Below are 19,362 nucleotides of genomic sequence, written 5' to 3'. Positions count from 1 at the left end.
CGCGTGAACGCGACATTCGGCACGGCCGCAGCCCAGCTCGTTCCTCTCGCCGTCAAGGACCTCGACGAGAACAAGGTGACGCCCGGACTTCTGGGCTTCGTCATCTTCGCCCTCATCGGCCTGTCCCTGTGGTGGCTGATGAAGAACATGAACAAGCAGATGCACAAGATCGACTTCGTTGAGGAGCAGGACCCCGCCGCCGACGCGGAGCCGGTTCCCGGCAAGGGCGCCGGCCGCGCCGGCTGACCCCGGGCGGTCTCCCGCCCGGGGTCCTCCTGCCGTGGCGCTCAGCCCGGACGCCGGTCGGGGGCGCGGTCCGCCGGTGGCGGCGTCATCGCCATGCGCGCCCCGCGCGACGGCACCATGCCCAGCCGCCAGGCCTCCCACGGGGTGCCCGGTTCGACGCCGCGCTCCAGCAGCAGCGCGTACGCCTGCGCGTACTCCTCCAGGTCCAGGTCGCGCCCCTCGTGGGTGTCCCGCAGCAGCGCCGCCAGCCCCTCGCGTGCCTCGGCGGCGCCGTCCTCGGTCAGCAGCGGCAGCAGCGTGCACTGCAGGAACCGCGACCAGTCCGCGCCGCGGCGGTCGGGCAGGGCGCTGAAGAGGCGCCCGGCGTCCCGCAGCAGCTCCAGCGCCTCCGGGACGCGGCCGTTGCCCGCGTCTATGACGGCCAGTTCGACGCAGGACCACGCCTCACCGTGCGGCACGCCGATCCGGCGGAAGTCGGCGCGGGCGTCCTGGAGCAACTGCCGGGCGAAGCCGCTGTTGCGGAGGTTGCCGGTGAGGGCGGCGCGCTGGTCGCGGGTGACCCGCGCCGAATGGTGCCGGGCGCAGGCCAGCCCGTAGACGTCCCGCATACGGCTGAACATCGTGCGGGAACGCTCCAGGGCCCGCAGCGCGGGATCGAGTTCACCGGCCTCCTCCAGCGCCTGGCCGAGGTAGTACAGCGACCAGGCCTCCCCGCGGGCGTCCTCGTTGGCCCGGTGGCGCATCAGGGCGTCGCCCAGCACCCGTTGGGCCGCCGGGGCGTCGCCGCGCAGCAGTTGGGCGCGGGCGAGCTGGGTGGCCGTCCACGCGGTTCCGCGCGGATCGCGGGTGGCCGCGTAGCACTCGCCGGCGGCCCGGAGTTCGGCCTCGCCGCGGTCCGCGTCGCCGACCGCCAGCTGCCATTGCCCCAGTTGCAGATGGGCCCACGCCTGGCCGTGCACGCTCTCGCTCTCGCGGTGCAGGGCCAGGGACTCGGCCAGCAGTTCGCCGGCCTCCGCCAGCCGGCCCGCGTCCCGCAGCACCGCCGCCAGCGCGTGCTGCGTCCATGCCCGGTCGGCACGCAGTTCCTCGGTCGCCTGGAGCTCCAGGGCCTCGCGGAGCCTGGCCTCCGCCTCGTGCAGGCTGCCCTGCTGCTGGAGCGTGATGCCGAGGCTGCACAGCGCGCGGGCGGCGCCCGCCGGGTGCTGCGCCTCGAAGTACAGGTCGACCACGGACGACAGCGTGGAACGGGCCTTGTCGAGCTCGCCGAGCTGCCGGGCGGCGATGCCCGTGCGCCACTGCACGGAGCGCACCAGCACGTTCTGGTCGGCCTCGCGCTGGTGCCGTTGCGCCAGCTCGCTGATCTCGCCCAGCCGGTACAGGTCCCCGCGCAGCAGGCAGTAGTCGCACAGCGCGCCCAGCAGGTGCTGCACGACCCGCTGGTCGACGCCGTCGGCCTGCCGCAGGGCGGCGGTGATGAAACTGGACTCCTCGTCCAGCCAGCGCAGCGCGAGGTCCAGCGAGGCGAAGCCCTGCGGCCCGAACCGGTCCGCGCGGGTGGAGGTGCGGCCGTCCACCAGGCGGATCACGGAGTCCGCGAGTTCGGCGTAGCTGCGGATCAGCCGCTCCTGGGCGGCGGCCCGCTCGTCCGGGTCCTCCTCGTCGAGCAGGCGCGCGTGCGCGAAGCGGCGCACCAGGTCGTGCAGCCGGTAGCGGCTGCCGCGTACGTGCTCGATCAGCCCGGCCGCGGCCAGTTCGCCCAGCCGCCGTGCCGCTTCCTGCTCGTCGGCCTCCAGCAGCGCCGCGGCGGCCGCCGCCCCGAGACTGGTACGGCCGGCCAGCGCCAGGCGCCGCAGCAGCCGGCGGCCCGGCTCCGGCTGGTCGTGGTAGCGCAGGGCCAGCGCCCGGTCGACCGGGTCGAGCGGCCCGTAGGCGGCCAGTTCCGCGGCGAGGGCGCCGGCCCCGCGCTCGGGCAGCGAGCTTCCGGCGATGCGCAGCGCCAGCGGCAGGCCGCCGCACAGCCGCCGGATCTCCTCGGCGCCGGCGCCGGGGCCCGCCGCCCCGCGGTCCCCGCCGAGTGCGGTCAGCAACTCGCGCGAGGCGCCGGCCGTCAGGGGCTCCACGGGAAGGTCGTGGACGCGCGCGGCCGGGACGTCCAGCGCCAGCGGCCCGGCCGCGGTCACCAGGACGAGGCTGTCGGACCGCTCGGGGATCAGGGTCAGGACCTGCCCGGCATCGGCCGCGTCGTCCAGGACGACGACGACCGGCACCCCCGTCAGCCGCTTCTGGTACTCGTCGGCCAGGCGCCGCAGATGCTGCTCCTGGGAGGTGCGCTCGCGGAAGAGCAACTGCTCGCGGGGCGCGCCCAGCCGGTTCAGCAGGTGCAGCAGCGCGTCGCGGGCGGGCAGCGGCTGCTCGCCGGGGGCCGCGCCCCTCAGGTCGACCACACAGGCGCCGCGGAACTGGTCCTTCAGCTGCTGCGCGGCGCGAACGGCCAGCGTGGTGCGCCCGGAGCCCGCCGGGCCGTGCAGCACGACCACCACGGGCCCGCTGTCGGGGGCGACCCGGGCCTGGTGGACCCACTGCGCGATCTGCCGCAGCTGGTCCCGGCGCCCGGTGAACGGCCCGTCGGTAGCGGGCAGTTGTCCGAAGGACTGCTCGAGTGCGCTGCGGCCGCGAGCGGCGGCGCTGCGGTCGGTGCGCCGCTGCGCGGGCAGGGCCGGACCCGGCGCGGGGGCCGGGGCGGGCGCGGTGAGCTGCCGTTCCAGGAACGGGCGGACGCCGCGCCGGTCCACCGCCTCCAGCCAGGCGCGGCGCAGTTCGCCGGTGCGCCCGCCGCCCGCGCCGGACCCGCCCGCGGAACGGGCCGCGGTCGTGGCCGCCCCCGCCACGGCGACGACGGCGCCGGTGCCCAGCGCCGTACCGGCACCGGTGCCCCAGCCGAGGTCGGCCACGCATGCCGCGACCGCCGCCACGGCGGTCACCAGGGCGGGGGTGCCGATCGCGGTGCGCCGCCCGGCGCGTTCGGCGTCCCGTGCCGCCGCGTAGGCGGCGTACTCGCCCGCGGCCTCGTCCGCGATCCCCTCGAGTGCCGCCCGCCCCCTGCGCAGCAGTTCGTCGGCGTCCTCGGGGTGCCTGCGCCGTCGTTCTCCCGCCACGGCGCGCTCCAGCAGCCGTAACACCTCCGCCCGGTCGGACGTGTGCAGTTCCGCAGTCCGCTTCGTCAACGCGATCCCCCTCGGTCGCCGAGCCAGGCCCCAAGTGTCCTGCCGAACCCGCCGCATCGCGACACCATCGGTACGGCCGGGGCCGGGCGAACGCCGAGGCGGCCCGGACGATGCCCCGGGCACGCGGCGGCCACCGGGCCGCGCCGTGGTTTCATCCCCGCCTGGACCGCTTTGTGCCGCCTGCGCCTTGGCGCAAAGGTGACTTGGCACCTGCTGGACAGCGGCGGGTTACTGACCCCCGCCATCCGCGGCGGCATGCTCTCGCCATGAGACACATGAACGACAGGTGGCGGCCGAGGGTCCGGAGCCCCCGCCCTCGGTACGTGGCGGCCGCGGCTCTCGCGGCGCTGCTGGCCGGTCTGACGGCGACCCCTGGTGCTGCCCAGGACTCCGGTCAGGACTCCGGTCAGGGTGCCGGGCGGAACACCGGGCAAGCCGGCTCCGGCGCGCGGGACGGGGCCGCCGGGCCGGCGGCCGGAGTCACCCGGCACCAGGTCACCTTGATCACGGGTGACCGGGTCACGCTGGAGACGGACCCCGCCGGCAGGCAGAGCGTCACCGCCGAACCCGCCGAGGGCCGCGAGCACGTCACCTTCATCAAGCGCCGGGACGGCCGGGACTGGACGGTCATACCCGTCGACGCCCTCCCCCTGCTGGCCACCGGCCGCCTCGACTCGGGGCTGTTCAACATCTCGGCCCTGGTCAACGGGAAGTACGCCGAGCGGTCCGGCCTGCCGCTGATCGTCCAGTACGAGGGTGACGCGGGTACGGCCGCGCGCCGGCTGACCACGGCCGGGGCCGGCGGTGTCGAGACCGTCGGCGGGACCCCCTTCGCGACGCTGACCGAACACCGCGCGGACGCCGCGGGGTTCTGGAAGGCCATCGCCCCCGGCAGGGCCGGCGCCACGTCCTTCGGCGCGGGGGTGCGCCGGGTGTGGCTCGACGGCCACTCCAAGGTCCAGCTCGACCGGACGGTGCCGCGCATCGGCGCTCCGCACGCCTGGGAGAAGGGCTGGACCGGCGACGGGGTCAAGGTCGCGGTGCTCGACACCGGTTACGACCCGAACCACCCCGACCTCAAGGGCCTCGTCACGGAGTCGGCGAACTTCACCACCGAGCCGACCACCGAGGACCTGATGGGTCACGGTACCCATGTGACCTCCACCATCGCCGGTTCCGGCGCCGCCTCCGGCGGCCGGTACAAGGGCGTGGCACCCGGAGCGAAGATCCTGTCCGGCAAGGTCTGCACCGCCGACGGCAACTGCGACAACTCCGACATCATCGAGGGGCTCGCCTGGGCCGCCCAGCACGGCGCCAAGGTGATCAACCTCAGCCTGGGCGACACCGACACCCCCGAGACCGACGCCGTCGAGGCCATGGTCGACACCGTCACCCGCGACTACGGCGCCCTGGTCGTGGCCGCGGCCGGCAACAACGGCTCGGGCAGCCGGGTCTCCTCACCCGCCTCCGCTGACCGCGCGCTGGCCGTCGGCGCGGCGGAGGAGGACGACGACCGCGCCGTGTTCAGCTCCGTCGGCCCGCGGACCGGCGACTCCGGCCTCAAGCCGGACCTGATCGCCCCCGGTGTGAACGTGGTCGCCGCCAGGGCGGGCGGCACCACCGCCGACGACGGCTACATCGCGATGAGCGGCACCTCCATGGCCACGCCGCATGTGGCCGGAGCCGCCGCGATCCTGTTCCAGCAGCACCCCGACTGGACCCCGGAGCAGGTCAAGCGGCAGCTGATGCAGTCGACGACCGGCGCCAAGGAGCACGGCGCCTACTACCAGGGCGCCGGGCGCGTCGATGTCGCCCGGGCGGTCGACCAGGAGGTCACCGCCGATGCCGCAGGACTGGACTTCGGGCTGGTCCGCTGGACCGACGGCAAGCGGCCGCCGGTGACCAGGACGATCACCTACCGCAACCCCGGCGCCGAGCCGGTCACCCTGCGGCTGAAGCAGAACGCGAGCCGCGGCACGACGGACGCGCCCGCTCCCGACGGCCTCTTCCGGCTCGGCGCCGACACGGTCACCGTGCCCGCGCACGGCAGCGCGGACGTCACCCTCACCGTGACTCCGGAGTCCACCACGCTCTACGCCGCTTACAGCGGTGTGGTGAGCGCTGTCAGCACGGACGGGCGGGTCTCGGTGCGCGTGCCGTTCGGCATGGACCTGGAGCAGCCGTCGTACGACCTGCGCATCGACATGAAGAGCCGCACGGGCGCGGCCCCCGACACCGCCTACCTGCTCGTCCAGTCGGCCGACCACAAGTCCTACGAGGTGGAAGCGCTCGGCAAGAGCAGCACCGTGGTGCGGCTGCCGAAGGACACCTACTCGGTGAGCGGCTTCTTCTTCGACGCGTCGTTCACCGAGGGCGTCATCGTGGGCGTGCCGAAGGTCGTGATGACCGCCGACCGGCAGGTCGCCATCGACGCGCGGAAGGCGAAGCCCGTCACCGTCTCGGCGCCGAGCCGCTCGGCGCGCATCCTCTCGGCGGAGATCGGCACCATCAGCCTGGGCGACGAGCTTCTCTCCGTCACCATGTACGACGCGATCGGCAGCGACCACATCGAGGGCGTGTACGCGACCCCGACGGCGCGGTACAAGGACTCGAAGTTCACCTACCTCGTCAGCACCGTCTGGGGTGGCCCCACCGGCGCGGACGGCAACCCTTCATCGGTCTACTACCTCTCCCGGCCGGTGCACGGCGCCATTCCTGCGGATCCGGGCTACCGCCCCCGCACCTCGGAGCTGGCCAAGGTGACCACCACCTTCGCCGCCACCACCCCGGGAACCACCGCCGCCCGCCTCGTCTGGATGTACGTCGACAACGTCCGCTTCAGCGGACCCCCGATGACGGGGCTCCCGGTTCCGACCCGGCGGGTCGACTACTTCTCGGCGGCCGAGGGCCTGCGCTGGCAGGCGGCCTTCGACCAGAACAACATCTTCGACCCCGACACCCGGGGGCAGAGCTACCTCGGCGATCTGCACGGCTACAAGGCCGGGGCCCGGGTCGAGGAGCGCTGGAACGGCGGGATCCAGGCCGTGGGCATCTCGTCCGAGATGGCCGCCTTCCGCGAGGGCGACACCGTGTACCGCCCCTTCCAGTCGGCCGCGAACGGAAATCTCGACCTGGTGGCCGACACGACGGCCGGCCTCCCCAAGGTGGAGCTGCGGCGCAACGGCGAAGTCGTCTCCGAGGACTGGAGCATGAGCGACGTGCCCGCCGACGCCACCCCCGCCGACTACCGCCTGACGGTCGAGCAGGACCGTGACCTCGCCCCCAGCTCCGTCTCCACGCACGTGTCGGCAGAATGGCGCTTCCGGTCGCAGACCACGGCGACCCGTCAGGCCCTGCCGCTGTACGCGGTGCGCATGTCGCCCGAACTGGACGAGTGGAGCCGTGCCAGGGCCGGTCGCGAGCTCCGTGTCCCGGTCCTGATCCAGCGGACGGCCGGCGCCGTCGAGTCCCCGATCCGCACCTTCACCGTCGAGGTCTCCTACGACGAGGGCAGGACGTGGCAGCCGGCCGCCGTCAAGGGGTCCGGTATGCAGCGCACCGTGACCGTGGACAGCCCGCACCGCTCCACGGGCGGATCGGTCAGCCTGCGCGCCTACGTCAAGGACGCCGCCGGCAACTCCTTCAAGGAGACCGTGATCAAGGCCTACCTCCTCAAGTAGCCGCGACCGCAAGCACAGCCGTGAGCACGGCCGTGGACACAGCCGCAAGCGCGGACCCGCGCTTGCGGCTGTGCGGCGCTCAGAGCCAGTTGCGGCGCGCCGCGTGCCAGCCCAGTTGCATACGGGTGGCGACGCCCGCGAGATTCATCAGCCCCTGGATGCGGCGCTGGACGGTGCGCTTGCTCACGCGGAGCTGCCCGGCGATCGCCCCGTCGGTCAGGCCGGCGACCATCAGCGACAGCAGGTGCCGGTCCTCCGGGGCCAGCGACGCGGCATCCTCGGGGCCCGCGCCGCCGATCCGCCCCTCCTCGGTCACCCGGAGCGGGGCGCCGACCTCCCAGTAGTGGTCGAACAGGTCGATCAGCGCCTCCAGCAGACTGCTCTCGCGCACCAGCGCCGCCTTGAGCTCCTTGGGATTGCCGGGCTCGCCGGAGGAGGCCAGTGGCAGCACGGCCACCGACCGGTCGGAGACCGCCATCCGCAAGGGCAGCCGGGGCACGGCGCGGGCGACCTCGCCGGCGTGCACCCCCCTGACGACGTTGTCGACCGAGCCGGGGTCGTCGAAGTACGCCTGCTCGTACAGGACCCGGTAGAGCACGCCCCGCGCGTGCGCGGCGAACTGCTCCTGGTTGCTCTCCGGGGACATGGCCACGTAACTGGCCTTGCAGAACCACGTCATCTCGTGGCGGCTGCCGTCCTGGAGCTGCCGCAGCCGCTGCCGCAGGGCGGCCGCACCGCTGATGATCTCGATCGTCTCGCCCCCGACGCGGGCCCGCGCGCCGCGCTGGTACGCCTGCACCATCTCGAACACGGCCGCCCGGGTCTGGTCCAGGGCCTCGGAGTGGCGCTGGAGCCGCGGGACGAGGGCGACCTCGGGCGGGATGGCCGCGAACCAGCCGGGGCTGTCCTCCACCGCGTACGCCAGTCCCTTGGCCTCCAGCGCGAGCAGCAGCCGCAGGACCGTCGCGGCGTCGAGGGCGCAGCGGCCGGAGATCTCCTCGGCGGACGCCGACTCGGTGACGAGCAGCAGGCGGTACACATCGCCCTCGGAGGCCGTGAGGCCCACCGTCTCGAGCATGTTGCCCCTCCCTTCACCGCCCGGTGCGTTCGCCGGGATCCACGTATGTGGAGGCGTTCCGTCCGGCGGTCGATTTCATCAGCACATCCGCCCGGGGACAACGTCGGTTGCCGCGGGCAACCGCGTGGCGGTCCGGGGCGAGACGTTGTGGAATCCGTCGAACGGGGCAACTCGTCTGTTCCTCGGCCGGCTGGCCGTCCCGGAGGCGGAGCGGGGTCTTCCCGCTGGGATCGGCCCGGTGCATGGCGTGCTGATCCGTCCGGTGGAGCCGCGAGCAGGACGCGGCCGGGACGCCGTGTGGGTCGGTGGGGTTCCGGACGGGCGAGGATGGGTTCATGCCGAACCGTCTCGCTGACGCGACCTCGCCGTACCTGCTCCAGCACGCGGACAACCCGGTGGACTGGTGGCCCTGGGGCGAAGAGGCGTTCGGCGCGGCGCGCGAGCGCGGGGTGCCGGTGCTGCTCAGCGTGGGCTACAGCAGCTGCCACTGGTGCCAGTGACTTCGTAAAGGCAGCAGTCCGGCCCGTCAGACGTCGACGATGCCTACCCGGTCCCCGCACAGTTTCGACCAGTCGTCACGGTCCGAGGTGAGGACCAGAACGGGGGCCGGGGAGCGCAGAGCCATCGCGGCGACGAGAGCGTCGATCGCGTACTTGTGTCCGTGGAGGCCACCCGCGTCCAGCAGCAGGCGTACGGCGGTCATCGAGTCGGATTGGCTGACCGGCTCGACCTCGAGTCGGGAGAGGATCCAGTTGAGCCGGGCGACATCCGTTGTGCCGTGGACGGCCTCGACCACGGTGAGAACGGAGACGAGGACCGGCACACCCGCCCGGCGGGATGCCTCGATGCGGGTGACCATCCGCCGGTCGTTGCCGAGCAGGAGGGACAGCGCCTGGGAGTCGAGGACCAGCGTTCGGGCCGCGGGCTCCTTCACGCGGCGTGCTGTCCGGTTCCCTGGGACTGCGGCTCTTCGCCGAAGAGTTCACGGTGCGCCGCCTCGATCTCCTGATCGGTGAGGGCGCCGTGCTCGGCCTCGTGGTCGGCGACGATCTCGGCCAGCCCGTCCATGGCGAGCTGGTGCCGGACCGCTTGGGTGATGTAGGCGGACACGCCACGTCGGCCGGCGCGCTCGCGCAGTGCTCCGACCAGTTCCGAGGGCAAAGACACAGAGATGTTCTCGGTCGTCCCGGCTCGGTTCGTCTCCATGAGGCCAGTGTACGACAAGAACTATTACAGTCGGAGGCGGCGGGCCCACCCAGGTCATGACCTGTATGCCGCGGCGTTCTGCCGCGTGGCCTCTGCCCCTGTGGATCGCGAGTGGGAGATCTTTCTGGTCAACGAGGGTGGGTGTCACCAAGGGGCGGGTGTCGCAGATCGAGCGGGGACACCTGTCGGGCCAGGATGTGCTCGCGCGATTCGCCACGGCCCTCGGTGGCCGGCTTCACCAGGCCATTTACTTCGACGACGGTGACATTGCCGCCATTGCCCGAGACGTGTGCGCTGAGGCATTGCGGAGTGCTGTCCGCAGCCGGCCGGCCGCGTGCGGGCGACGGCACGATGCGTCGACACCTGAACCAGGACGTGAGCGGGTGGCCGTCTCGTTGGTTCGACCCTGAGCGGAAGCGGCGCCCCGGGTCGGGGCGACGCCCTCACGGCTCGGGGTGTGGGTCAGGGCCGCCGGGATGGGCGAGGATGGGTTCATGCCGAACCGTCTCGCTGACGCGACCTCGCCGTACCTGCTCCAGCACGCGGACAACCCGGTGGACTGGTGGCCCTGGGGGGAAGAGGCGTTCGGCGCGGCGCGCGAGCGCGGGGTGCCGGTGCTGCTCAGCGTGGGCTACAGCAGCTGCCACTGGTGCCATGTCATGGCGGGGGAGTCCTTCGAGGACGAGGAGACCGCCGCGTACCTCAACGAGCACTTCGTGTCGGTGAAGGTCGACCGCGAGGAGCGGCCCGACGTCGACGCCGTCTACATGGAGGCCGTGCAGGCGGCCACCGGGCAGGGCGGCTGGCCGATGACGGTGTTCCTGACCCCGCAGGGTGAGCCGTTCTACTTCGGCACCTACTTCCCGCCGGCCCCGCGGCACGGCATGCCGTCGTTCCGGCAGGTGCTCCAGGGCGTCGAGGCGGCCTGGCGGGAGCGCCGCGACGAGGTCGGGGAGGTCGCGGCGAGCATCGTCAAGGACCTGGGCTCCCGCTCGGCGGCCTTCGGCGGGACGGCCGCGCCGGGGGAGGAGGAACTCGCGGCGGCGCTGCTCGGGCTGACCCGGGACTACGACGCCACGCACGGCGGATTCGGCGGCGCGCCCAAGTTCCCGCCGTCGATGGCCCTGGAGTTCCTCTTGCGGCACCACGCGCGCACCGGCTCCGAGGGCGCGTTGCAGATGGCCGCGGACACCTGCGAGGCGATGGCCCGCGGCGGTGTCTACGACCAGCTCGGGGGCGGCTTCGCGCGCTACTCCGTGGACCGGGGGTGGGTGGTGCCGCACTTCGAGAAGATGCTCTACGACAACGCCCTGCTGTGCCGGGTCTACGCCCACCTGTGGCGGGCCACCGGCTCCGATCGGGCCCGCCGAGTCGCCCTGGAGACCGCCGACTTCCTCGTCCGCGAACTGCGCACGCGCGAGGGCGGCTTCGCCTCCGCGCTCGATGCCGACAGCGACAAGCCGGGCGGCGGCCACGGAGAGGGTGCCTTCTACGTCTGGACGCCGACGGAGCTGGAGGACGTCCTCGGCCCGGCGGACGCGGCACTGGCCGCCGCGCACTTCGGGGTGACGGAGGAGGGCACCTTCGACGAGGGCGCGTCCGTGCTCCAGCTCCCCGCCGACGCGGGGCCGGCCGACGCCGAACGCATCGCCTCCGTGCGGGAACGGCTCTTCAGCGCCCGCGAGTCCCGCCCGCGCCCGGGCCGGGACGACAAGGTCGTCGCCGCGTGGAACGGGCTGGCGATCGCCGCGCTGGCCGAGACCGGCGCGTACTTCGGGCGGCCGGACCTGGTCGCGGCGGCCGGGGACGCCGCGGACCTGCTGGTGCGGGTCCACATGGACGAGCACGGCCGGCTGGCCCGGACCTCGCGGGACGGCGTCGTGGGTGTCAACGCCGGTGTGCTGGAGGACTACGCGGACGTCGCGGAGGGCTTCCTGGCGCTCACCGCGGTGACCGGCGAGGGCGTGTGGCTGGACTTCGCGGGACTGCTGCTGGACTCCGTGCTGCGGCATTTCACGGGGGAAGCCGGGGCGCTCTACGACACCGCGGACGACGCGGAGGCGCTGATCCGCCGGCCCCAGGACCCGACCGACAACGCCGCCCCGTCGGGCTGGACGGCCGCGGCCGGGGCCCTGCTGTCGTACGCCGCGTACACCGGCTTGGACCGGCACCGCGAGGCCGCCGAGCAGGCGCTCGGGGTCGTGGGCGCCCTGGCCGGCCGGGTGCCGCGGTTCATCGGCTGGGGGCTGGCGGTCGCCGAGGCGGCACTCGACGGCCCCCGCGAGGTCGCCGTGGTGGGCCCGGCGGGCGACGCCGGAAGGGCGGCGCTGCACCGCGTCGCGCTGCTGGGCACCGCCCCGGGCGCCGTGGTCGCCGTCGGTGCGCCCGGCTCCGACGAGTACGCCCTGCTGGCCGACCGCCCGCTGCTCGGCGACCGCCCGGCCGCGTACGTCTGCCGCCACTTCGTGTGTGCGGCCCCGACCGCCGACCCCGAGGCCCTGGGGGAGCAGCTCGGCGCGCGCTGAACGCTCACGGTGCCGCGCCTCGGCGGCGTGCAGTCCGGGTGGTCTCCCTCGACATGTGCGTTCGAAGGGATCGCTGATGACGATTTGTCGGGGCGATTTCATGGGCAATGCCCTGGTTCGCGGTGTCCCTGTGAGGCGCTGAACGAAAACGTCCGGTACCGGACATGGTCGGTTCTGTCGGGTGATCATGAGTCGTGGAGGAGTCGCCGACGGCGCGAGGGCTGCGCAGTGCTCACTGCCGGTGACGCTGTGTACCTTCCCCGCGCTGTGCGAGCAGGACCGCCTGTCCGCCTACCGCATCAACGGCTACTGGCGCGGCGTCGACAACGCCAAGGACCTCAAGGAGGCCACCAAGGAGGTGGCCGCCTTCGGATGGGTCCGCACCCTCGACACGGTGTAGCCGGCAGGCGGGCCGTCAGCGGTCGTTCAGGTTCGCCGCGAGCAGGGTCAGCGCGCGGTCGAGGGTGTCGGCGAGATCGGCGCCGCCGCCCGCGTCGATCCAGTGGAAGACGGCCTCGCCCCAGGCGCCGATCAGCGCCCCGACGACGACCCGGATCTCGAAGTCGTCCTCGGGGCGCCCCAGGCGCTCGGCCGTGACGGAGGCCAGCAGCCGGCTGGACTCCTGGATGTTCTCGCCCATGCGGGCGCGGATGGCCGGGACGGTGCGCACCAGTCGCAGCCGCTGCCGCATCTCCTCCAGCTCGGCCGGGTCGGCGAAGATCTCCCGCATCGGCCCCAGCAGCGCGTGCCGCACCGACTCGACGACGGGCTCCGTCACCGGGCGGTCGCGCAGCGCGGCCACCATGACGGGGTCGTACTCGTCGGTGAGGACGATGTCCTCCTTGGTCGGGAAGTACCGGAAGACCGTGCTGGCGGAGACCTCGGCGGTGTCCGCGATCTGTTCGACGGTGGTGCCGTCGTACCCCTGCGCCTCGAAGAGCCGGTAGGCCGCGCGGCGGATGGCCTGGCGGGTCTGGATCTTCTTGCGCTCGCGGAGGCCGGGTCTCGTCGTCGGTGCCGTCACGTGGTCATTGTCGGGCATCGACCACCGGCGCGGCCACGCCGGCGGGCTCCGCGCCCTGCCGCTTCCCGCCGGTGCCGGGCAGGAACAGGGCGGCCAGGACGGCGGCCGCCACCGAGGCTCCGCCGCAGGCGAGCAGCGCGAGGTCCATGCCGTGCACATAGGCGGCGTCCGCGGAGGCGGCCAGCGCCCGGTCGCCCAGGGCCGCGGCCACCGTGTGCGCGGCGCCGACGGAGTCCGCCGCGGTGCCGGCGGCCGAGGCGGGCAGACCGGTGGTGTCGAGCCGGTCGGTGTACGCGCCCGCGAGCAGGCTGCCCAGGATCGCCACGCCGATCGCGCCGCCGGTCTGCCGTAGGGTCATCAGCAGCCCGGAGCCGGCGCCCGCGCGTTCCTTCGGCAGGGCGCCGAGCGCTGCGTCCATGGCCGGGACCATCGCGAAGCCGAAGGCGAACCCGGTGACCGAGAGCCACAGCGCGGTGAACCCGTAGCCGTCGTGCACCTGCGTACGGCTGCCGAGCACGGCGGCCCCGGCGAGCACCACCAGCCCGGCGGTCACCACCGGCCGCGCCCCGAACCGTGCGACCAGCGGCGCGCTGCCCCGGGCCGCCACCATCAGGCCGCCCATCATGGGCAGCAGTCGCAGGCCGGTGCCGAGGGCGTCGTTGCCGAGCACGGCCTGAAGGTACTGGGGGAGCACGAAGAGGAGACCGGTGAGGATGAAGGTCACCAGCGTCGCGGCGACGGCGTTCCACAGGAAACCGCGCTGCCGCAGCAGTCCGAGGTCGAGCATCGGCCGTTCCTGGCGGCGTTCGTGCAGGACCAGCCCGGCGAGCAGGGCGACGGCCCCGAACAGCGCGAGGAGCACCAGCGGGTCGGTCCAGCCGCGCCGCGGGGCCTCGATGATGCCGAGTACGAGCGCACCGAGCCCGGTCATCGCCAGCGCGGTGCTCGGCAGGTCGATCCGGGGGGTGGCGGGGTCGCGGGTCTCGGGGAGCAGCAGGAGGCAGGCGGTGATGCCGATGGCGACCAGCGGGACGTTGACCAGGAAGATCGATCCCCACCAGAAGTGGTCGAGCAGGACGCCGCCGATGATCGGCCCGAGCGGCAGGCCCAGTGCCATGGCGGCGGTGACCGCGCCGACCGCCTTCGAGCGCTCCTCGGGCCCGAACAGCGAGGGCAGGACGGAGAGCGCGAGCGGCATCACTAGCGCGGCCCCCAGGCCCATCACCGTGCGGGCGGCGACCACCGGCGCGGGGCCGTCCGCGAGGACGCCGAGCACGGAGCCGGCGAGGAAGACCGCCAGGCCCGCGATGAGCATCCGGCGCCGCCCCCATCGGTCGCCCAGCAGGCCCGCCGGGAGCATCGCGGCGGCGAACACCACGGTGTAGGCGTCCACGATCCACTGCTGGTCGCCGGTGTCGGCGCCGAGTTCGGCGGCCATGGTCGGCAGGGCGACGTTCAGGATCGTCATGTCGAAACCCAGGACGAGCATGCTCGCCACCAGGGCCCCGAGGGCCCACCAGCGGCGGGGATCGTGCGTGGTCATAACACAGCTCTTTCCGATAGCCGATATCAAGTGACAGTAGCTCTCAAAAAAGAGTAGCTATCACTATGGGCATGCGAAAGCCCCGCGGACCGCCGGTGCGGTGCGCGGGGCTCTCGGGGCCGGGTGCGGGTCGGCTACGCGTGGTTGTAGGCCACCAGCGAGATGCCGACGTAGTGGGCGATGAAGGCCGCGAGCGTGAACGAGTGGAAGACCTCGTGGAAGCCGAAGAAGCGCGGCGAGGGGTTGGGGCGCTTGGTGCCGTAGACGATCGCGCCGGCGCTGTAGAGCAGCCCGCCGGCGACGATCAGCACCAGTACGGCGACCCCGCCGCGGTGCATGAAGTCGGGCAGGAAGAACACCGCGGCCCAGCCGAGCGCGATGTAGCAGGGCGTGTAGAGCCAGCGCGGGGCGCCGACCCAGAAGACCCGGAAGGCGATGCCGGCCAGGGCCCCGGCCCATACCAGCCAGAGCAGTGTCTCCTGCTTGCCGGTGGGCAGCAGGAGCAGGGTGAGCGGCGTGTAGGTGCCCGCGATGATCAGGAAGATGTTCGCGTGGTCGAGGCGGCGCAGTACGGCCTCGCCGCGCGGACCCCAGTTCCCGCGGTGGTACAGCGCGCTCACGCCGAACAGCGCGCAGGCGGTCACGGTGAAGACGGCACAGGCGATCCGTCCGCGGGTGCTCTCGGCGAAGGCGGTCAGTATGACGCCCGCGACCAGGACGGCGGGGAACATCCCGGCGTGCAACCACCCCCTGAGCTTGGGCTTCAGTGGGGCGGCGACGGCGGCGAGTTCATCAAGGGCGGGAGGCACAACGGGAGTCTCGTCCACGGAGCTCATGAGGTCAATGCTACCTACGCTCGCGTAAGTTACCCGCAGGTAATTTGCAATGTCGCCGGACGTGGGGAGTGGCGATGCTCACCTCACGCGCCCTGGACAGATCGCGTTTCCTGTCCTGATACTCATATGAGTGCGGTCGGTACCGGATGAGCAACCCACGAAGCAGCATCCGGGCCGCAGCCCCCAAGGGGTCCCAACAAAACACCCTCGAAAACTGACGCCAGGTGAGTGCACACCGGGCGGAACGGAGCGATCGTGGCGCGCGTCAATGCGGCTCCCACCCATCATCAGGACCTGATCGCCTGGGTCGGCGAGATCGCCGAACTGACCCAGCCCGACGAGATCGTGTGGTGCGACGGTTCGGAGGAGGAGTACCAGCGCCTGGCCGACGGGCTCGTGAAGCAGGGCACCTTCAAGAAGCTCGACCCGATCAAGCGCCCCAACTCGTACTACGCCGCCTCCGACCCGACCGACGTCGCTCGTGTCGAGGACCGCACCTTCATCTGCTCGGAGAGGGAACAGGACGCCGGCCCCACCAACCACTGGAAGGCCCCCGCCGAGATGCGGGAGATCTTCACCGGTGCGGGTGGCGGCACCTCCCAGGCCGAAGGCTCCGGGGGACTCTTCCGCGGCGCCATGCGCGGCCGGACCATGTACGTGGTCCCGTTCTGCATGGGCCCCCTCGGCTCCGAGCTGTCCGCGATCGGTGTGGAGATCACCGACTCCGCGTACGTCGCCACCGCCATGCGCACCATGACGCGCATGGGCCAGGACGTGCTCGACGAGCTCGGCGAGGACGGCTTCTTCGTGAAGGCCGTGCACACCGTGGGCGCCCCGCTGGAGCCCGGCCAGGACGACGTTCCGTGGCCGTGCAACTCCACCAAGTACATCTCGCACTTCCCCGAGGCGCGCGAGATCTGGTCCTTCGGCTCCGGCTACGGCGGCAACGCGCTGCTCGGCAAGAAGTGCTACGCGCTGCGTATAGCCTCGGTCATGGCGCGTGACGAGGGCTGGCTGGCCGAGCACATGCTCGTCCTGAAGCTCACCCCGCCGCGCGGCGAGGCCAAGTACGTGGCCGCCGCCTTCCCGAGCGCCTGCGGCAAGACCAACCTCGCGATGCTGGAGCCGACCATCCCCGGCTGGACCGTGGAGACGATCGGCGACGACATCGCCTGGATGCGCTTCGGCGAGGACGACCGCCTGTACGCGATCAACCCCGAGGCCGGCTTCTTCGGTGTCGCGCCGGGCACCGGCGAGCACACCAACGCCAACGCGATGAAGACCCTGTGGGGCAACTCGGTCTTCACCAACGTCGCCCTCACCGACGACAACGACGTCTGGTGGGAGGGCATGACGGAGGAGCTCCCGGCCCACCTCACGGACTGGAAGGGCAACTCCTGGACGCCGGAGTCCGGGACCCCCGCCGCCCACCCCAACGCCCGCTTCACCGTCCCCGCCGCCCAGTGCCCGACGATCGCCCCCGAATGGGAGGACCCGAAGGGCGTGCCGATCTCGGCCATCCTCTTCGGCGGCCGCCGCGCCTCGGCGGTCCCGCTGGTCACCGAGTCCTTCGACTGGCAGCACGGTGTCTTCCTCGGCGCCAACGTCGCCTCCGAGAAGACCGCCGCCGCCGAGGGCAAGGTGGGCGAGCTGCGCCGCGACCCGTTCGCGATGCTGCCGTTCTGCGGCTACAACATGGGCGACTACTTCGGCCACTGGATCGGGCTGGGCACGTCGCACGACGCGGACAAGCTCCCGAAGATCTACTACGTGAACTGGTTCCGCAAGGACGCGGACGGCCGGTTCGTGTGGCCGGGCTTCGGCGAGAACAGCCGCGTGCTCAAGTGGATCGTCGAGCGGCTCAACGGCCAGGCCGAGGGCGTCGAGACCCCGATCGGCGTGCTGCCGGCCGAGGGCTCCCTCGACACCGCGGGGCTCGACATCGAGCAGAAGGACCTCGACCTGCTGCTCTCGGTCGACCTCGAGACCTGGCGCGAGGAGGCCTCGCTCATCCCGTCCCACCTGGAGACCTTCGGCGACCACACGCCCAAGGAGCTGTGGGACGAGTACCGCGCCCTGGTGAAGCGCCTGGGCTGACGTCCACCGGAATCCGGGGCGCCCGGCCCTCCTCGCGTGTGCGGCGCGGGCGGGCGGCCCCGGCGGAAGGCATGGCCCGGCGGCGGGGGGTCCCTGACCCCGACCACCCTCGCCCGGCGGGTCCGGCCGACCCTCACAGCCCGGGGCCCGGGCATGACGTGTGCGCGACGTCGTGCCCGGGCCCCGGGTCGGTTCAGACGGTGCCGGCGTGGGCGGCGAGACGGCGCTCGGCGAGCGCCGCGGCCTCCGTGTCCTGCCGTGACTCGGCGACGACCAGTGCCCGGCCGGCGAGCGCGTGCGCCCGCCGGTGGAGGGCGGCCGTACGGGTGGGATCCCCGGCCCCGCGGCCGGCGGGGAGCCGGAGCGGCCGCCGCCCGTGGTGCAGTCGCGCCACCACCTCCGCGAGCTGTTCCGCCGCACGGTCGAGTTCGGGGCACGGTACCGGTCCCCGCAGCTCGTCGGTGACGGTCAGCAGGGCGGCGAGGTGTCCGGCGAGCTGGAGGTCCAGCTCCTCGTCACGGCTGCGTCGCGGAAGGCGCGGTGCCGCCGCCGTATGGACCGATTTGGTGCGGATCGGCTCGTACATGGGTGCACTCCTCCTGCATTCAGGAGTGCATCTTACCTTGGACACAGTCTAAGGAGGGAGTGATTCAAGGAGTCGGTCCGGACTACGGCTGACCGTAGCCGTCCAGGAACCGTCCGATACGGCCGACCGCGTCGGTCAGGTCCTCCTTGGACGGCAGCGTGACCAGCCGGAAGTGGTCCGGCTCCGGCCAGTTGAAGCCGGTGCCCTGCACCACCAGGATCCGCTCCGCGCGCAGCAGGTCCAGCACCATCTGCTGGTCGTCCTTGACCTTGTAGACCTTGGGGTCCAGCCGCGGGAACGCGTACAGCGCGCCCTTGGGGCGGACGCAGCTGACCCCCGGGATCTGCGTGAGCAGCTCGTAGGCCACGTCGCGCTGCTCCGCCAGCCGGCCGCCCGGCAGCACCAGGTCCTTGATCGACTGGCGGCCGCCCAGCGCGGTGGCCACCGCGTGCTGCGCCGGCACATTGGCGCACAGCCGCATGTTGGCCAGGATGGTCAGGCCCTCGAGATAGCTGGTCGCGTGCTCCTTGGGGCCGCAGACCGCGAGCCAGCCGCTGCGGTAGCCCGCCACCCGGTAGGCCTTCGACAGGCCGTTGAAGGTGAGGGTCAGCAGATCGGGGGCGATGGCCGCGGTCGGGGTGTGGGTCACCCCGTCGTAGAGGATCTTGTCGTAGATCTCGTCGGAGCAGACGATCAGGTTGTGCCGGCGGGCGATGTCGGTCAGCTGCCGCAGCAGCTCGTCGTCGTACACCGCGCCCGTCGGGTTGTTCGGGTTGATGATCACCAGTGCCTTGGTGCGGTCGGTGATCTTCCGCTCGATGTCGGCCAGGTCGGGAAACCAGTCGGCCTGCTCGTCGCAGCGGTAGTGCACCGGCGTACCGCCGGACAGGGAGACCGCCGCCGTCCACAGCGGGTAGTCCGGCGCCGGGATCAGCACCTCGTCGCCGTCGTCCAGCAGCGCCTGCATCGCCATCTGGATCAGCTCGGACACCCCGTTGCCGAGGTAGATGTCCTCGACGTCCAGGTCGATGCCCCTGGTCTGGTAGTGCTGCATGACCGCCCGCCGCGCCGGGAGGATGCCCTTGGAGTCGCCGTAGCCGTGCGCGCCGCCGAGGCTGCGCAGCATGTCCTCCAGGATCTCCGGGGGGCACTCGAAACCGAAGGCCGCCGGATTGCCGGTGTTCAGCTTCAGGATGCGGTGACCTGCCGCTTCCAGCCGCATGGCCTCCTCCAGCACCGGGCCGCGGATGTCGTAGCAGACGTTGGAGAGCTTCGTGGACTGGATCACCTGCATGTTCGTGAGCTTACGGCCAGCCC

The 19,362-nt window shown here is 72.5% G+C and carries 14 protein-coding genes and 2 pseudogenes; 7 read left to right on the top strand and 9 right to left on the bottom strand.

The genetic code is table 11. The features are described from left to right. Positions 1-3: 3 nt before the first annotated feature. The gene (locus RV983_RS14410) at positions 4-246 is read left to right on the top strand and encodes a hypothetical protein (RefSeq protein ID WP_475986193.1); all 243 of its coding nucleotides are present in this window, start codon (positions 4-6) and stop codon (positions 244-246) included. A gap of 41 nt (positions 247-287) precedes the next feature. Here the strand turns inward: RV983_RS14410 and RV983_RS14405 are convergent, their stop codons facing one another. Beyond that, positions 288-3,449, bottom strand: a complete 3,162-nt coding sequence (locus tag RV983_RS14405) for an AAA family ATPase (RefSeq protein WP_475990324.1) — start codon at positions 3,447-3,449, stop codon at positions 288-290. A gap of 344 nt (positions 3,450-3,793) precedes the next feature. Here RV983_RS14405 and RV983_RS14400 point away from each other — a divergent pair, with 344 nt between their 5' ends. After that, positions 3,794-7,150: a S8 family peptidase gene (locus RV983_RS14400; RefSeq protein ID WP_475986192.1), complete on the top strand. Its 3,357-nt coding sequence runs from the start codon at positions 3,794-3,796 to the stop codon at positions 7,148-7,150. A gap of 79 nt (positions 7,151-7,229) precedes the next feature. Here RV983_RS14400 and RV983_RS14395 read toward each other — a convergent pair whose 3' ends face one another. Further along, positions 7,230-8,228, bottom strand: a complete 999-nt coding sequence (locus tag RV983_RS14395; protein WP_475986191.1) for a helix-turn-helix domain-containing protein — start codon at positions 8,226-8,228, stop codon at positions 7,230-7,232. Between the two features lie 124 nt (positions 8,229-8,352). On the opposite strand from RV983_RS14395, the pseudogene RV983_RS14390 reads away from it, so the two are divergent. Then, positions 8,353-8,469, top strand: a pseudogene (locus RV983_RS14390) (DUF6086 family protein); the annotation flags it as partial. A 94-nt stretch (positions 8,470-8,563) separates the two neighbouring features. Continuing rightward, a pseudogene (locus tag RV983_RS14385) lies at positions 8,564-8,722 on the top strand (DUF255 domain-containing protein); the annotation flags it as partial. Between the two features lie 32 nt (positions 8,723-8,754). Here the strand turns inward: RV983_RS14385 and RV983_RS14380 are convergent. After that, positions 8,755-9,162: a PIN domain-containing protein gene (locus RV983_RS14380; protein WP_475986190.1), complete on the bottom strand. Its 408-nt coding sequence runs from the start codon at positions 9,160-9,162 to the stop codon at positions 8,755-8,757. Further along, positions 9,159-9,434: a ribbon-helix-helix domain-containing protein gene (locus RV983_RS14375; RefSeq protein ID WP_475986189.1), complete on the bottom strand. Its 276-nt coding sequence runs from the start codon at positions 9,432-9,434 to the stop codon at positions 9,159-9,161. The genes RV983_RS14380 and RV983_RS14375 overlap by 4 nt, the downstream gene beginning before the upstream one ends. Positions 9,435-9,928: 494 nt before the next feature. Between RV983_RS14375 and RV983_RS14370 the strand changes: the two genes are divergently transcribed. Together RV983_RS14370 and RV983_RS14365 are read left to right on the top strand one after the other, a co-directional pair. After that, positions 9,929-11,959 carry a thioredoxin domain-containing protein gene (locus tag RV983_RS14370; RefSeq protein ID WP_475986188.1) on the top strand — a complete coding sequence of 677 codons (2,031 nt, stop codon included), beginning with the start codon at positions 9,929-9,931 and terminating at the stop codon, positions 11,957-11,959. Positions 11,960-12,200: 241 nt separating this feature from the next. Then, positions 12,201-12,359, top strand: a complete 159-nt coding sequence (locus tag RV983_RS14365) for a hypothetical protein (protein WP_475986187.1) — start codon at positions 12,201-12,203, stop codon at positions 12,357-12,359. 15 nt (positions 12,360-12,374) lie between these two features. Here the strand turns inward: RV983_RS14365 and RV983_RS14360 are convergent, their stop codons facing one another. The 3 genes from RV983_RS14360 to trhA form a co-directional block, all read right to left on the bottom strand. Next, on the bottom strand, positions 12,375-13,001 hold the full coding sequence (locus RV983_RS14360; RefSeq protein WP_475986186.1) for an acyl-CoA-like ligand-binding transcription factor: 627 nt from the start codon (positions 12,999-13,001) through the stop codon (positions 12,375-12,377). Further along, the gene (locus RV983_RS14355; RefSeq protein WP_475986185.1) at positions 12,988-14,526 is read right to left on the bottom strand and encodes an MFS transporter; all 1,539 of its coding nucleotides are present in this window, start codon (positions 14,524-14,526) and stop codon (positions 12,988-12,990) included. Before RV983_RS14355 ends, RV983_RS14360 begins: the two co-directional genes overlap by 14 nt. 134 nt (positions 14,527-14,660) lie before the next feature. Continuing rightward, positions 14,661-15,362 carry a PAQR family membrane homeostasis protein TrhA gene (gene trhA / locus RV983_RS14350; protein WP_475986184.1) on the bottom strand — a complete coding sequence of 234 codons (702 nt, stop codon included), beginning with the start codon at positions 15,360-15,362 and terminating at the stop codon, positions 14,661-14,663. A 255-nt stretch (positions 15,363-15,617) separates the two neighbouring features. Here trhA and RV983_RS14345 point away from each other — a divergent pair, with 255 nt between their 5' ends. Beyond that, entirely contained in the window at positions 15,618-17,459 is a 1,842-nt protein-coding gene (locus RV983_RS14345; RefSeq protein WP_475986183.1) for a phosphoenolpyruvate carboxykinase (GTP), read from the top strand. Positions 17,460-17,652: 193 nt separating this feature from the next. On the opposite strand, the gene RV983_RS14340 is transcribed toward RV983_RS14345, so the two are convergent. Next, positions 17,653-18,045: an SCO4983 family protein gene (locus RV983_RS14340; RefSeq protein ID WP_475986182.1), complete on the bottom strand. Its 393-nt coding sequence runs from the start codon at positions 18,043-18,045 to the stop codon at positions 17,653-17,655. An 82-nt stretch (positions 18,046-18,127) separates the two neighbouring features. Then, complete coding sequence (locus RV983_RS14335; RefSeq protein WP_475986181.1) at positions 18,128-19,339, bottom strand: pyridoxal phosphate-dependent aminotransferase; 1,212 nt, start codon at positions 19,337-19,339, stop codon at positions 18,128-18,130. Positions 19,340-19,362 lie beyond the last annotated feature (23 nt).

This window comes from Streptomyces sp. RLA123, from assembly GCF_056270165.1.
This window is presented reverse-complemented; position numbering and strand designations above follow the sequence as displayed.